This window comes from Leifsonia sp. NPDC056665 (assembly GCF_042791795.1).
Classification (GTDB): domain Bacteria; phylum Actinomycetota; class Actinomycetes; order Actinomycetales; family Microbacteriaceae; genus Leifsonia.
On record NZ_JBHTXK010000017.1, the window covers coordinates 33,717 to 48,610 of the forward strand.

13 protein-coding genes are annotated in these 14,894 nt (G+C 70.2%); 9 read left to right on the top strand and 4 right to left on the bottom strand.

Translation table 11 applies throughout. From position 1 onward, the window contains the following. Positions 1-126: 126 nt before the first annotated feature. Entirely contained in the window at positions 127-1,947 is a 1,821-nt protein-coding gene (locus ACFQ9V_RS15245) for an AMP-dependent synthetase/ligase (protein ID WP_382459970.1), read from the bottom strand. A 162-nt stretch (positions 1,948-2,109) separates the two neighbouring features. Between ACFQ9V_RS15245 and ACFQ9V_RS15250 the strand changes: the two genes are divergently transcribed. The 3 genes from ACFQ9V_RS15250 (at position 2,110) to ACFQ9V_RS15260 (ending at position 5,328) form a co-directional block, all read left to right on the top strand. Next, positions 2,110-3,057 carry an ROK family glucokinase gene (locus tag ACFQ9V_RS15250; protein WP_382459971.1) on the top strand — a complete coding sequence of 316 codons (948 nt, stop codon included), beginning with the start codon at positions 2,110-2,112 and terminating at the stop codon, positions 3,055-3,057. Between the two features lie 96 nt (positions 3,058-3,153). After that, positions 3,154-3,915 carry a lysophospholipid acyltransferase family protein gene (locus ACFQ9V_RS15255; protein ID WP_382459972.1) on the top strand — a complete coding sequence of 254 codons (762 nt, stop codon included), beginning with the start codon at positions 3,154-3,156 and terminating at the stop codon, positions 3,913-3,915. 84 nt (positions 3,916-3,999) lie between these two features. Continuing rightward, complete coding sequence (locus tag ACFQ9V_RS15260) at positions 4,000-5,328, top strand: class II 3-deoxy-7-phosphoheptulonate synthase (protein ID WP_382460020.1); 1,329 nt, start codon at positions 4,000-4,002, stop codon at positions 5,326-5,328. A gap of 94 nt (positions 5,329-5,422) precedes the next feature. Here the strand turns inward: ACFQ9V_RS15260 and pknB are convergent, their stop codons facing one another. Together pknB and ACFQ9V_RS15270 are read right to left on the bottom strand one after the other, a co-directional pair. After that, complete coding sequence (pknB, locus tag ACFQ9V_RS15265) at positions 5,423-7,324, bottom strand: Stk1 family PASTA domain-containing Ser/Thr kinase (protein ID WP_382459973.1); 1,902 nt, start codon at positions 7,322-7,324, stop codon at positions 5,423-5,425. Positions 7,325-7,421: 97 nt separating this feature from the next. Further along, entirely contained in the window at positions 7,422-8,540 is a 1,119-nt protein-coding gene (locus tag ACFQ9V_RS15270; RefSeq protein ID WP_382459974.1) for a LysM peptidoglycan-binding domain-containing protein, read from the bottom strand. A 152-nt stretch (positions 8,541-8,692) separates the two neighbouring features. Here ACFQ9V_RS15270 and ACFQ9V_RS15275 point away from each other — a divergent pair, with 152 nt between their 5' ends. After that, positions 8,693-9,034, top strand: a complete 342-nt coding sequence (locus ACFQ9V_RS15275; protein WP_382459975.1) for an Rv2175c family DNA-binding protein — start codon at positions 8,693-8,695, stop codon at positions 9,032-9,034. 40 nt (positions 9,035-9,074) lie between these two features. On the opposite strand, the gene ACFQ9V_RS15280 is transcribed toward ACFQ9V_RS15275, so the two are convergent. Next, positions 9,075-10,196, bottom strand: coding sequence for a polyprenyl synthetase family protein (locus tag ACFQ9V_RS15280; RefSeq protein WP_382459976.1), 1,122 nt, complete (start codon positions 10,194-10,196; stop codon positions 9,075-9,077). A gap of 78 nt (positions 10,197-10,274) precedes the next feature. Between ACFQ9V_RS15280 and ACFQ9V_RS15285 the strand changes: the two genes are divergently transcribed. The 5 genes from ACFQ9V_RS15285 (at position 10,275) to ACFQ9V_RS15305 (ending at position 14,872) form a co-directional block, all read left to right on the top strand. Further along, positions 10,275-10,655, top strand: a complete 381-nt coding sequence (locus ACFQ9V_RS15285; RefSeq protein ID WP_179605608.1) for a DUF3040 domain-containing protein — start codon at positions 10,275-10,277, stop codon at positions 10,653-10,655. Between the two features lie 250 nt (positions 10,656-10,905). Beyond that, positions 10,906-11,337 carry a division/cell wall cluster transcriptional repressor MraZ gene (gene mraZ / locus ACFQ9V_RS15290; protein WP_382460021.1) on the top strand — a complete coding sequence of 144 codons (432 nt, stop codon included), beginning with the start codon at positions 10,906-10,908 and terminating at the stop codon, positions 11,335-11,337. Between the two features lie 106 nt (positions 11,338-11,443). Continuing rightward, positions 11,444-12,394 (top strand): 16S rRNA (cytosine(1402)-N(4))-methyltransferase RsmH, encoded by a 951-nt coding sequence (gene rsmH, locus ACFQ9V_RS15295; protein WP_382459977.1) that lies wholly within the window; start codon positions 11,444-11,446, stop codon positions 12,392-12,394. Continuing rightward, entirely contained in the window at positions 12,391-13,104 is a 714-nt protein-coding gene (locus ACFQ9V_RS15300; protein WP_382459978.1) for a hypothetical protein, read from the top strand. Before rsmH ends, ACFQ9V_RS15300 begins: the two co-directional genes overlap by 4 nt. A gap of 25 nt (positions 13,105-13,129) precedes the next feature. Then, complete coding sequence (locus ACFQ9V_RS15305) at positions 13,130-14,872, top strand: peptidoglycan D,D-transpeptidase FtsI family protein (RefSeq protein WP_382459979.1); 1,743 nt, start codon at positions 13,130-13,132, stop codon at positions 14,870-14,872. The last annotated feature ends 22 nt before the right edge of the window (positions 14,873-14,894 follow it).

A 14,894-nucleotide genomic window follows, 5' to 3' on the forward strand; every position in this document is an offset into this window, starting at 1 on the left:
CACCCCCCGCGGGGGTCACCCACCCCAACCCCAAAACCCTCCGCTGGGGGCACGGGTTTTGAAACTACCAAGGGGTTAATGTCAATCCGACGTGCCCCTCGGGGGAGGATGCCTTCGTGATGGGGCTCAGTGCGCGAGCGAGATGCCCTGGGTGCTGGGGTTGCCGCTGTAGACGCCGTCGATCACGTCGGCGAAGTCGGCGAGGATCACGTTGCGCTTGATGCTCAGCTTGGGCGTGAGGTGGCCGCTGGCCTCCGTCAGCTCCGTGGCGAGGATGACGAACTTGCGGATGCTCTCTGCGCGGGAGACGTTGTCGTTGGCCGCGTCGATCGCCCGCTGGATCTCGGCGTTCACCGCCGGGTTCACGGACGCCTCGGCGAGGGTCATGTCCTTGTCCTCGCCGTTGTTCGCCAGCCAGGTCGGCAGCATCTCGGTGTCGAGCGTCACCAGCGCCGCGATGAACGGCTTCTGGTCGCCGACGACGATCACCTGTCCGACCAGCGGGTTGGCGCGGATCGGGTCCTCCAGCACGGCGGGGGAGACGTTCTTGCCGCCCGCAGTGACGATGATCTCCTTCTTGCGGCCGGTGATGGTCAGGTAGCCGTCCGCGTCGAAGGAGCCGAGGTCGCCGGTGCGGAACCAGCCATCGTCGAACGCCGCGGCCGTCGCCTCCGGGTTCTTCCAGTACTCCTTGAAGACGTTGATGCCGCGGACCTCGATCTCGCCGTCCTCGACCAGCCGGAGGTCGACGCCGGGGAGTGCGGGACCGACGGTGCCGATCTTGAACATGTCGGGCCGGTTCACGGTCGCGGGCGCCGTGGTCTCGGTGAGGCCGTAGCCTTCCAGGATCTTGATGCCGAGGCTGTGGAAGAAGTGGCCGAGGTGCGAGCCGAGCGGCGCGGAGCCGGAGACCGCGTACTTCACGCGGCCGCCCATCGCGGCACGCAGCTTGGAGAACACCAGCCGGTCGTAGAGCGCGAACTTGAGCTTGAGGCCGAAGGGCACCGAGCCCGCCTCGACGGCCTTGGAGTGCTCGACGGCGACCTCGGCGGCTGCGCGGAAGATCTTGCCGCGGCCGCCGGCCTCCGCCTTCTGCTCGGCCGAGTTGTAGACCTTCTCGAACACGCGCGGGACCGCGAGCAGGAAGGTCGGCTTGAAGCTGGCGAGCGCGGGCAGGAGCTGCTTGGTGTCCGCCTGGTGGCCCACCTTCACGCCCGCGGTGACGCAGAGCGCGGCGATGAACCGGGCGAAGACGTGCGCCGTCGTGATGAAGAGCAGGGTGGAGGCGCCCTCCAGGACTTCGCCGAGCGCCTCGGTGGCGTTGCGCGACAGCTCCACGAAGTTGGCGTGGGTGAGCACGCAGCCCTTGGGGCGGCCGGTCGAGCCGGACGTGTAGATCAGGGTGCCGATGTCCTCGCCGCGGGCCAGGTTCCTGCGCCGCTCGATCTCGGCGTCCGGGACGTCGACGCCGGCCGCGACGAGCTTGTCCAGGTCGCCCAGGTGAAGCTGCCAGACGTCCTGGATGAGCGGGAGGTCGGCGTGCACCTCGTCGAACCGGGAGAACATCTCCGCGGTCTCCAGGATGACGGCCTTCGCGCCCGAGTCGGACATGTTCCACTGCACCTGGGCGGGCGACGATGTCTCGTAGATCGGCACGAGCACGGCGCCGGCGAACCAGGTCGCGAAGTCGATCAGCGTCCACTCGTACCGGGTCTTGCACATCAGGCCGATCATGTCGCCCGGCTGGATGCCGGCGGCGACCAGGCCCTTGGCGAGCGCGACGACCTGGCGGTGGAACTCGGCGGCGGTCACGTCCTTCCAGCCGTCGCCGTCCGGGAGGCTGAACAGCGGCGCGTCCGGAGTCGCGGCGACCCGCTGCACGAGCAGGTCCGTCGCGTTGGCCTCAGGGTCGGCGGGGACGACGACGGGGGTTTCGAACTGGTTCACGGTAGCTCCCTCGATACCGGGCGGGCGGGCAATCGGGCCGAATCGCTCCGGCTCGCAGTGGTTGATTACACTCTAGATGGTGCGGCAGGGAGTCTTCCGAGACGGCCCGGTCCGCTCACCCCACCTTCGCCCGACCCACGCCCATCCGGAAGGGGCCCGCCTGTGCATGCCATCGGAATCGACATCGGCGGGACCAAGATCGCCGGAGCGGTCGTCGACGAGCTCGGCACGATTGTCCGCGAGGACCGCGTGCCGACCGACGCGAGCCGCCCGGAGGAGATCGAGAACGCCGTCGTCGCGATGATCGAGCGGCTGTCGGACGGGCCGGAGGAGATCGCGGGTGCGGGCGTCGCCGCCGCCGGCTTCATCGACGCGTCGCAGTCGACCGTGTACTACGCGCCCAACATCAACTGGCGGCACGAGCCGTTCCGGGAGAAGCTCGAGAAGCGCATCGACCTCCCCGTGCTCATCGAGAACGACGCCAACGCGGCGGGCTGGGCGGAGTTCCGCTACGGCGCGGGCCGCCTGGTCAGCGACATGGTCATCCTCACCATCGGCACCGGCGTCGGCGGCGCGATCGTCAGCAACGACCGGCTGTTCCGCGGCGGCTTCGGCGCGGGAGCGGAGATCGGTCACATGCGCGTGGTGCCGGGCGGGCTGCCCTGCGGCTGCGGCGCGCACGGCTGCATCGAGCAGTACGGTTCCGGCCGGGCGCTGCAGCGGATGGCCAACGAGCTCGCCGACGCGGGCGGCATCGGGCAGTCGCTCGCGGACATCCGCAGCAGGACGGGCGAGCTGAGCGGCAGCGACATCTCCGGACTGATCATGGCGGGGGATCCCGGCGCGCTCGCCGCCCTGCGCCAGCTCGGCGACTGGCTCGGCCAGGCCTGCGCGAGCCTCGGCGCCGTCCTCGACCCGCAGCTCTTCGTCTTCGGCGGCGGCGTCGCGCAGGCGGGGGAGCTGCTGCTGGAGCCGATCCGGCAGGCGTACCTGGAGAACCTCCCGGCGCGCGGCTACCACCCGGAGCCGGAGTTCAGGATCGCGGAGCTGGTCAACGACGCCGGGGTGGTCGGCGCGGCCGACCTCGCGCGCCTTCACGCGGCGCTCTGAGCCGGTCCTCCCTCTGAGCCGGTCCTCCCCCTGCGCCGGTCCTCCCCCTGGGCCGGTCCTCCCCCTGGGCCGAGCGGGGCACTAGGCTTTCGATCGATGTTCTACTGGCTGATGAAGAACCTGATCGCGGGGCCACTGCTCCGCGGCGTCTTCCGCCCGTGGGTCGTCGGCCTCGAGAACGTCCCCGCCAACGGCGCGGTCATCCTCGCCAGCAACCACCTGTCGTTCATCGACTCGATCTTCCTGCCGATCGTCGTCGACCGGCACGTCTCCTTCCTCGCCAAGAGCGACTACTTCACCCGGCGCGGCCTCAAGGGCTGGGCGACCAAGGCGTTCATGAACGCCACCGGCCAGCTCCCCATCGACCGCTCGGGAGGCAAGGCCTCCGAGGCCTCGCTCAACACCGGCCTCGCAGTGCTGGCGCGCGGCGAGATCCTCGGCATCTACCCGGAGGGCACCCGCAGCCCCGACGGCAAGCTGTACCGCGGGCGCACCGGCGTCGCGCGGATGATCCTGGAGGCCGGCGTCCCCGTCGTGCCCGTCGCGATGATCGACACCGCCGAGATCATGCCCATCGGCCGCCGCATCCCGCGGATCGGCCGGATCGGCATAATCATCGGGGAGCCGCTCGACTTCTCCCGGTTCGAGGGCATGGAGGGCGACCGCTTCATCCTCCGCTCGGTCACCGACGAGATCATGTACGCGCTGCACGGTCTGGGCGCACAGGAGTACGTCGACGTCTACGCCAGCACGGTCAAGGAGAAGCGCGCGGCGCTCGCCGACCCGGCCTCCCCGCCGCCGGTCGCGGTCCCGTCACAATCCGCTCCGACGGCGCCGGAGGCCCGTCCGGCGCGATAGGCTCGGTTATCCCAATCCACCCGACCGAGCGGAAACAGAACAGTGCTGCAGACCACAGATCCCGTCGTGAAAGCTGACGACTCCGTGATCGAGGGCCTGGACTATTGGCGCACGCTCCCGATCAAGCAGCAGCCGCAGTGGCCCGACGCGGAGGCAGCAGCCGCGGCGTCCGCGGAGATCGCGACCCTGCCCCCGCTGGTGTTCGCCGGCGAGGTGGACCAGCTCCGCACCCGGCTCGCGCGCGCGGCCGAGGGCAAGGCGTTCCTGCTGCAGGGCGGCGACTGCGCCGAGACGTTCGCGGGAGCGACCGCCGACCAGATCCGCAACCGGGTCAAGACGGTGCTGCAGATGGCCGTCGTGCTGACCTACGGCGCGTCCGTCCCCGTCATCAAGATGGGCCGGATGGCGGGGCAGTTCGCCAAGCCGCGTTCCAGCGACACCGAGACCCGCGGCGATGTGACGCTGCCGGCCTACCGCGGCGACATCGTCAACGGCTACGACTTCACGCCGGAGTCGCGAGCCGCCGACCCGCGCCGGCTGATCCAGGGCTACCACACGGCGGCCTCCACGCTGAACCTGATCCGCGCGTTCACCCAGGGTGGCTTCGCCGACCTGCGCGAGGTGCACAGCTGGAACAGGGGCTTCGCCGCGAACCCGGCCAACCAGCGCTACGAGGGCCTCGCCCGCGAGATCGACCGCGCCATCAAGTTCATGGAGGCCGCAGGCGCGGACTTCGACGAGCTGACCCGCGTCGAGTTCTACAGCAGCCACGAAGGGCTGCTGATGGACTACGAGCGCCCGATGACCCGCATCGACTCGCGCACCGGCACGCCGTACAACACGTCGGCGCACTTCGTCTGGATCGGCGAGCGCACCCGCGACCTCGACGGCGCGCACGTGGACTTCCTGTCCCGCGTCCGCAACCCGATCGGCGTCAAGCTGGGCCCGGCGACCACGCCGGAGACGATGCTGGAGCTCATCGACAAGCTCGACCCGAACCGTGAGCCCGGCCGCCTGACCTTCATCACCCGGATGGGCGCCGGCAAGATCCGCGACGCCCTGCCGCCGCTGCTGGAGGCCGTCAAGCGCTCCGACGCCAACCCGCTGTGGGTCACCGACCCGATGCACGGCAACGGCCTGACGACGCCGAACGGCTACAAGACGCGCCGCTTCGACGACGTCGTGGACGAGGTCCAGGGCTTCTTCGAGGCGCACCGCGCCGCGGGCACGCACCCGGGCGGCATCCACGTCGAGCTCACCGGCGACGACGTCACCGAGTGCCTGGGCGGCTCGGAGCACATCGACGAGGAGACCCTCGCGACCCGCTACGAGTCGCTGTGCGACCCGCGCCTGAACCACATGCAGTCCCTGGAGCTCGCCTTCCTCGTCGCCGAGGAGCTCAGCCAGGGCTGAACTCCTCGCGACGCCCCCGTCGAAGGGCACGTAAACGCCCCTAAAACGCGGTTTTAGGGGCGTTTACGTGCCCCTCGACGTTTGGGGGTGGGGGTCAGAAGCCGGCGAAGTTGACGGTGATGGTGGAGCCCTTGGGGGCCTCCGTGCCGGGGGAGGGCGACACCTTGGAGACCACGAACCCGCCGGGCAGGAGGTCGGCTGCCGGGCTGTAGTTGAGCTGGAAGCCCGCGGCCTGCAGGGTCGCCTTCGCCTTGTCCCAGGTCTGGCCGACCACGTCGGGCACCGGCACCGGGGCAGGCCCGCGGGACGTCTCGAGCGCGAGCGTGTCGCCCGGGCGCACCGGCTGGCTCTGCGCCTGGGCCGAGATCACGTCGTTCTTGTCGATCGTGTCGCTGTAGCTCTGCGGTCCAGCCGTGGCGTGCAGGCCGACCTTCTCGAGCGCGGCCGTCGCGGACGAGACCGACTTGCCTGTCACGTCCGGGATCGGCCCGACCGACACGACCATGTTCACCGCCGCCGCCTGGAAGTAGCCGCCGCCCCCGGAGATGTCGCTGCCGTCGGAGGCGCGGGTCGCGGAGATGACCGTATTCGCAGGGACTTTGGCGTCGAACTGCTGCGCGACGTCGCCGACCTTCGCCCCGGTCCCCGTGATCGCGGACTTCGCCGCGTCGAGGCTCGCGCCCGCGAGGGCGGGGATGGTGACCGGCTTCGGGCCCTGCGAGACGCGGACCGTGACGGTGCTGCCGCGGTTGGCCGACGCGCCCGCCTTCGGGTCGGTGCTGGACACCTGCCCGGTGGGGACCGTGATGCTGTACTCCTGCGCCTGAACGGTCTTGAAGCCCAGGTTCGTCAGAGTCGTGGCGGCCGTGGCAGGCGCCTGCGAGACGACGTTCGGCACCGTCACGAACGAGCCGGGGCCCGAGCCGAAGTACCAGCCCGTCCCGCCGGCGACCGCGGCCAGCACCAGCACGAGCGCGAACAGCCACCAGCCCTTGCCGCGGCGGCGCCGGGCGGCCTGGGTCAGCGTGTCCGTCGCGGTCGGCGTGCTGGACGCGACCTGCTGCCGGATGGCGGGGTTGATGATCTGGGTGTCGCCGTCGGCGATGTCGAAGGCGGGGGACAGCACCATCGTGGGCTGCATCACGACGTCGCCGCGGATCGACTTCTCGGCCTCCAGGAGCCGGTCGAGCATCTCGCGGGCGTCGGTGGGCCGGCGGTCCGGGTCCTTCTCGGTCGCCCACAGCACGAGTTCGTCCAGTTCCGGCGGGACGGCGGGGTTGGCGCTGCTCGGCGCGGGGACGGCGTCGTTGGCGTGCTGGTACGCGATCTGCATCGGCTGCTCGCCGTGGAACGGCTGCGTACCGGTGAGCATCTCGTACATCATGATGCCGAGGGCGTAGATGTCGCTGCGCGCGTCGGCGACGCCGCGGGTGACGAGCTCGGGGGAGAGGTAGGCGATCGTGCCGAGGAGGGCCTGCCCCGTCGCGGTGTTGGCGCTCGCGGCGCGCGCGAGGCCGAAGTCGCCGATCTTGATGCGGCCGTCGTCGGCGAGGAGGACATTCTCCGGCTTCAGGTCGCGGTGCACGATGCCGGCCTTGTGCGCGGCGGCGAGGCCGCTGAGCACGGCCTCCATGATGTCGATGGTCTGCTCGGGCGTCAGCTTGCCGTAGTCCTTGAGCAGGTCGCGCAGCGTGATGCCGGGCAGGTACTCCATGACCAGGTACGCCATGTCGGAGTCCTGGCCCTGGTCGAAGACGTTGACCACGTTGGGGTGGGCGAGCCGGGCGGCGGAGCGGGCCTCCTGCACGAAGCGGCTCTTGAAGGTGCTGTCGTCGGCGAGGTGGCCGTGCATGACCTTGATCGCGACGCGTCGTTCCAGCCGCAGATCGGTGGCGAGGTACACCGTCGCCATGCCGCCCCGGGCGATCCGCGAGCGCACCTGATAGCGGCCGTCGACGAGACGGCCGATCATCGGGTCTGTCTGGCTCGTGGTCACGGATCGAGTCTAGGGAACGGGGCGGTCGCGAAACCTGCAAAACACCGGTGTGCGCCGGGCCTGTGACCCGGCTGTGACCTTCGGCGCGCCGCGCCCGTCAGCCGAGCTGCGCCAGCCACGCGCGCGCCGACGTCTCCCACTTGGCGTAGGCGGTCGGGAAGGCCGAGATCTGCACTGCCTGGGCGGCCTGCGCGACGGTCATCGACGGCCAGCCCGGGATGTCGAGGAGGCCGCGCGTGTGGCCCTTGTTGGGGTTGTTCGCCCCGCCGTAGAAGGCCAGGGTCGCGCGGGCCGGGTCGAGCACCTGGGCCGCCGTGCCCCAGCCGGTGCTCGGCCGCTGCTGGAACAGGCCGAGGGAGTCGCGGTCGCCGTAGCGCACGTTCTTCAGGCCGGACTCCTGGGCGGCCGCCGCGAGGGCGATGACGATGCCCTGGGCCGGGACGCCCTCCTGGTGGCCGATGCGGATGATCAGCTGCGCGTTCACCCGCATCTCGTCGCTGAGCGCGACCACCTGGCCCGGCTGGATGACCGGTGCCGGCGCCGGGGCCGGCGCGGTGACGACCGCAGCGGGCGCAGGGATCGGTGTGGCTGCCGCGATCGGGGTGTTCACCGCCGCCGTGGTCATCCCCGGGATGGCGAGCTTCTGGCCCGGGTAGATGATGCTCGCGCCGCTCAGGCCGTTGGCGGCGAGGACGGCGGAGGTGCGGAGGCCGAACCTGGCAGCGATGCCGCTGACCGTGTCGCCGCGCGCGACGGTGTACGCCGTCCGGGACGGCGCGGGCGCCGCTGCGGGGGCCGGCGCTGCCGGGGCGGGAGCTGCGGCCGCTGGCTTCGGCGCACCGCTCAGCGCGAGCACCTGGCCGGGGAAGATCAGGCTCTTCCAGCTCAGCCCGTTGAGCGCGAGCACGGCGGCGGTGGACATGCCGAAGCGGGCGGCGATCCCGGAGACGGTGTCGCCGGTCTGCACGCGGTAGCTGGCGGGGGCGGCCGCGATCTCGACCTGGGCGGGGGAGGCCGTGGTGGCCTCCAGCGCCGTTGCGGCGCGGATCGTGTTCCGGGGCCCCGTGGCATCGCTGTTCTCGGGGACCCGGTCGCGCACCTCGCCGCTGGCGGCCTGCGCGGGGGCGAGGAGGTTCAGCGTCACCGCGATGGAGCCGGCGATCGCGATCGGCACCGTGCCCAGCATCCGCCGGTTGGTGCTCTCGCTCAGAGACATGGTCGACCCCCTTATGAGTGGCATAGCCGTTGTCCACGCTGACACACAGTGAGTAAGGAGTCAACCAGTGTGGCTGTTGTGACAACAGTTAACACAACCGTAACATTCACCCGATCGTGTGATCTGCCGCCGGACATGGCACGCTTGTCTGTGTGAACGAGCAGGTCCAGGCCACAGAGTGGCTCACCATCCCCGACCTCGTGGAGCAGCTCGGACTCGGCGTCAGCCGTGTCCGCCGCCTCATCGAGGACCGTCATCTCGCGGCGAAGCGCATCAACGGCGTCCTCAAAGTCCCCGCACTGTTCCTCCGAGACGGCGAGCCGCTCGGCGAGCTGCACGGCACGCTCATCGTGCTCGCGGACAACGGCTTCGACGACGACGAGGCGGTGGACTGGCTGCTCGCCGACGAGGAGAGCCTCGGAACGGCCCCCATCGAGGCGCTGCGCGCCGGCCGCAAGGCCGAGGTGCGCCGCGTCGCCCAGGCGCTGGCCTGATCGCGCTGGGCTGATCGCGCTGGCCTGATCGGACCTCCGGTCAGGACGCCCGGCGGGTGACCGTCACCGCGAGCTCGCGCAGCTGGGCCCGCGCCGCCGGGCCGATCGGCGCTTCGTCGAGCGCCTCGATCGCGCTCGCGACGTTGTCCGCGATCATGCGCTCCACCGTGTCGACGGCGCCGGAGTCCCGGATCGTCATCTGGAGGGTCTGGACCTGCTGCGGCGTCAGGTCGGGGTCGCCGAGCAGCTCGTCCAGGGTCGCCCGCGCCCCTGCGGGGACGGCCTGCCTGGTGAGCGCGATGAGGACGGTGCGCTTGCCCTCGCGCAGGTCGTCGCCGCTCGGCTTGCCGGTGACCTCCGCGTCGCCGAAGACGCCGAGGAGGTCGTCGCGGAGCTGGTACGCGATGCCGAGCGGGAGGCCGAAGCGGCGGAGCGCGTCGAGCTGGCCGACCGTCGCGCCGGCGAGGCTGGCGCCGATCAGCAGCGGCGACTCGATCGAGTACTTGGCCGACTTGTAGACGATGACGCGCTCGGCCCTGGCGAGCTGGTCGGCGTCCGGGCGCCCTGCCCAGCCGATCTCCTCGAAGATGTCGAGGTACTGGCCCGCGGTGACGTCGAGGCGCATCCGGTTGAACTCGGCCCGAGCCGACCGCCGCGCCGACGCGCTCACGGTCTGGGTCATGCCTTCGTCGAAGAGCTCGTCGCTGAGGATGAGCAGGTAGTCGCCGAGCAGCGTCGCCGCCCCGGTGCCGAACGTCGCACCCGAGCCCTGCCAGCCCTCCTGGTCGTGCAGCCGCTCGAAGCGGCGGTGCGCAGACGGGGCGCCGCGGCGGGTGTCGGAGTTGTCGATGAGGTCGTCGTGCACGAGTGCGGCGGCGTGGAAGAGCTCGAGCGCAGAGGCCACGGAGACGACCGCGTCGAGCGGCCCGCCCGCCGTCACCGCCGCGCTGTCACCCGGTTCGTCGGCGGCCGTCCGCACCGCCTGCCAGCCCCAGAAGCAGAACAGCGCCCTGAAACGCTTCCCGCCGCTGAGAAAATCCCTCGAAAAAGCCGCGATCGGGGCGAGTTCGTCGGCGATGGAGACGAGAATGGATGCACGTGCATCGAAGAATCCATCGATTCTTGACTGGATGAGGTCGACGAATCGGATGCTTTCAGACACACGTATAGCCTAGTCAGAGTGGTGCGGCTACAATCGGCCACACAACGCCTAGAACCCGCTAGAAAGAGGGGGATCCGGATGCCGCTTTCAGAACATGAGCAGCGCCTCCTCGAAGAGATGGAACGCAGTCTCTACCAGAATGACGCGGACTTCGTCGCGAAGGTCGGAGGCAAGCGGGCACGTCCCGCGTACCGGTCGATCGTCCTCGGAATCCTGGTCGCCGTCATCGGCGTGGCGGTCCTCGTGACCGGCGTCTTCGTCCAGCTCCCCATCGTCGGGATCCTCGGATTCGTGGTGATGTTCGGCGGCGTGCTCCTGGCCATCGCGCCGGGCAAGCGCGTGGCGATCGATCCCGACGCGGCGGCCGCCGGCTCGTCCGGCAAGCCGACCCGTGGCCAGCCCGGCTTCATGGACCGCATGAACGACCGCTGGGACAAGCGCCAGGACGGGCAGCAGTAGCCCCTCCACCGCACTCCACTCCGCACCCGCCTTTCGGGCCGATCTTCGGATCGGCCCTTTTTCGTGCGCTCTGCGCTCCCTGCGAGTGTTCTCACCCTCCATTTCCCTCCACCGCGTTCTCCCGCGTGATTTCGCGGCGCAAACACCCCTAAACGGGGCAAAATTCCCGATTGGGCAGATTTTGTGGATGGGAGTGGAGTAAAGTGGAGGCACACCGCAACCGTGGCCGGGAGAGTGGGGGGTGGCACCGATGTTCCTCGGTACCTATGCCCCCAAACTGGACGAGAAGGGGCGCATCATCCTGCCGGCCAAGTTCCGGGATGAGCTCGCGTCCGGGCTCGTCCTGACCCGCGGTCAGGAGCACTGCGTCTACGTCTTCTCGCAGCGCGAGTTCGAATCGCTGCACGAGAAGATCCGGCAGGCGCCGGTGACCAGCAAGCAGGCCCGCGACTACCTGCGCGTCTTCCTCTCGGGGGCGAGCGCGGAGGTCCCGGACAAGCAGAACCGGGTCACCGTCCCGACCTCGTTGCGGTCGTACGCGGGTCTCGACAGGGATTTGGTCGTGATCGGCGCGGGCAGCCGCGCCGAGATCTGGGACGCGGAGGCGTGGGAGACGTACCTCGCCGAGCAGGAGGCAGCATTCGCGAACACGGAGGAGGAGGTGATCCCGGGACTGTTCTAGCGCCTGGCGCCGGACTCCCAGCCATACGCCCTGACACCACTTCCCCGGTGGCAGGTCGGAATGGATGGGGATCCGGAACCAGGAGCCGATCCTCCCGGGTGCGGACATGACAGACGACATCCACACCCCCGTCCTCCTCGAACGCTGCATCGAGTTGCTCGGCCCCGCCCTCCAGAAGCCGGGCGCCGTCTTCGTGGACGCGACCCTCGGCATGGGCGGCCACTCGGCCGGCGTGCTGGAGCGCTTCCCCGACGTCACCCTGGTCGGCCTCGACCGCGACCAGGAGGCGCTGGCCATCGCCGGCGAGCGGCTCGCGCGCTTCGGCGACCGGGTCCACCTGGTTCACACCGTGTACGACGGCATCCGCGACGCCATCGAAGGGCTCGGGTTCGACGAGATCGACGGCGTGCTGTTCGACCTCGGCGTCTCCTCGCTGCAGCTCGACCGCGTCGAGCGCGGCTTCTCGTACTCCAAGGACGCGCCGCTCGACATGCGCATGGACGCCACAAGCGACCTCACCGCCGAAGTCGTGCTCGCCACCTACTCCGAGGCGGACCTGCGCCGGATCTTCCGCGAGTACGGCGAGGAGAAGCTCGCCGCCCGCTACGCCCGCCGCATCGTGGAGGAGCGGCAGAACGCGCCGATCGTCCGCTCCGGCCAGCTCGTCGACATCCTGCAGAAGGCCACGCCCGTCGCGGTGCAGCGGCAGGGGCATCCGGCCAAGCGCGTGTTCCAGGCGCTGCGCATCGAGGTGAACCAGGAGCTGGCGGTGCTGGAGCGCGCCATCCCGGCCGCCATCGACGCGCTCGCGGTGGGCGGCCGCATCGTCGTCGAGGCGTACCAGTCGCTGGAGGACCGCATCGTCAAGCGCGAGCTGCAGACGCGGTCGCGCTCCAGCGCACCGGCGGGGCTTCCCGTCGAGCTGCCGGAGCACCGGCCCCAGCTGAAGCTGCTGATCCGGGGCGCGGAGCTGGCGGACGACGAGGAGAAGGCCGCGAACCCGAGGGCCACTCCGGTGCGCCTGCGCGCGGCCGAACGAGTGAGGAGGGACTCGTGAGCAACACCGCATTGAAGGGGACGGGCGTCCGCAGGCGTCCGACGATGGCCTGGCACGTTCCGGCGTCCACGGCGGCGACCGCGCCCAAGCTGGACGCGCCCGCGCCGCTGCTCGACAGGCCGGAGCAGCCCGCACGCGAGCGCCGCTCCCACCTCGAGGTGGTGTCGACCCGCAGCCAGCGCCGCGCGCGTCCGCGCACCGTCTACGCCATCACCGCGGTGTCGTCGCTGCTCGTGATCGTGGTCGCGCAGCTCCTGCTCAGCATCGGGGTCTCCCAGGGCGCCTACCAGCTCAGCTCGCTGCAGACCCAGCAGACGCAGCTCCAGCGCAGCTACCAGGCCGCCTCCGAGGACCTCAACCGGCTGACGTCGCCGCAGAACCTCGCCGCCAACGCGAACGCGCTCGGCATGGTGAGCAACAGCAACCCCGCCTACCTGCGCCTCTCCGACGGCGCGGTCCTCGGCGCGCCCATCCCGGCGACCGGCGCGGCCGGCACCGTGACAGGAGGCCAGGGCAACCTGGTCCCGAACTCGCAGCTCAACGGCGTGCCGCTCGCGGCGGCGCCGGGGCAGACCGTGACCGGCGCTCCCGCGGCCGCCGCGGGGGCCGCCCAAGCTGGGAGTTCCGCAAGCGCGGGTGCGGCCTCCACGACTCCGGCGAAGCCGTCCGTACCGTTGCAGGGAGCGTTGCCGACACCGGTGACGCACTGACGACGCGACGGGACGGACGCGGGGCGTGATCAACAGGAAGATGCTGCGGAGGCGCACAGCCCTCACCGTCGTGGCGGTCGCCGCGTTCGTCGCCATCCTCGGCGGCAAGCTGGTCGACATCCAGGTGGTCCGCGCCGACGCCCTGCAGAAGGCGTCGGTCAACGCCAAAGAGGACTCCAACACCCTCTACGGCAACCGCGGCGACATCGTCGACGCGAGCGGCAAGATCCTGGCGACGACGATCTACACGTACACCGCGCAGGCCTCGCCATCCGACGCGATCGCCGGCGGCCGCGACAAGATGGTGGAGGCCGCCGCCAAGATCGGCGCGGTCACCGGGCAGGGCGGCGACGCCGTCGTCAAGCTGTTCGACGACGCGCTGAAGGCCGACGCGAAGTCCAAGTACGTGCTCATCAAGTCGGGCATGGACGTGACCACCTTCGACAAGCTCGACAAGCTGCCGTACCCGTGGCTCACCTTCGGCAAGACGCAGGCGCGCAGCTACCCGAACGGCGCCGTCGCCGGCAACCTGATCGGCTATGTCTCGCAGGGCGGCAACGGCGGCCTGGAGGACAGCGAGAACGGCTGCCTGGCCGGCAAGAACGGCCTGGAGACCTACCAGCGCGGCGCGGACGGGGTCGCCATCCCCGGCAGCACGGTCGTGCAGCAGAAGGCGAAGGACGGCGGGACGCTCGAGCTCACGGTCGACAGCGACCTGCAGTGGTTCGCCGAGCAGACGCTGGCCCAGCAGGTCACGGCGACCGGGTCGAAGTTCGGCTTCGTGACCGTGGCGGAGGCCAAGACCGGCAAGATCAAGGCGATCGCGCAGTGGCCCGCGCTCGACCCGAACAACATCGACGCCACCGACCCGTCGTACTGGCGCCTCCAGTCGCTCACCGACCCGCGCGAGCCGGGCTCGACCTTCAAGGCGCTCACCGCCGCCATGCTCATCGACCAGGGCAAGGCGACGCCGGCCAGCCAGGTGCTCGCCCCCTACGAATGGAAGTCGGGCAACGGCGCCGACCTGCACGACTCGGGCTACCACGCGCCGGAGCGGCTGACCCTCACGGGCGTGCTGATGAACTCGTCGAACACGGGCATGTCGCAGCTCGGCCGCGCGCTCACCGACCAGACCAGGTACGACTACCTCAAGAAGTTCGGCATCGGCGACGACACCGGGCTCCCGTACCCGGGCGAGTCCTCCGGCATCCTGAACCCGGTCAAGGACTGGGACGACCAGACCAAGTACGCGACGATGTTCGGCCAGGGCGTCTCGACGACCCAGCTTCAGATGGTGAGCGCCTACCAGACGCTGGCCAACGGCGGCACCCGCATCCCGCTGACGATGGTGGCGGGCTGCAAGCAGGCGGACGGCGCCGTCACCGATGTCCCGAAGCCCACGCCCGTGAAGGTCGTGTCGCCTGCCGCGGCCGGCACGACGCTCGGAATGCTGGAGTCGGTCACCACCCAGGGCGAGCTCTCGAAGCAGCTCAAGATCCCCGGCTACAACGTCGCCGCGAAGACCGGTACGGCCCAGCAGCCGGACGGCAAGGGCGGCTATCTGCCGTCGTACTACGTGTCGGTGATGGGGGTCGCTCCGGTGCACGATCCGCAGTACGTCGTTTCGGTCAACCTCGGGTTCCCGACTACCATTACTTCGTCGGCTGCTGCCGCTCCGCTGTTCCACACGATCATGAGCCAGGTGCTGAAGACCTACCGGGTGAAGCCGTCGACGTCGAGCCCGGCAGACTACCCGCCCTACTACTGAACCCCGACCGAGACGCCGTCGC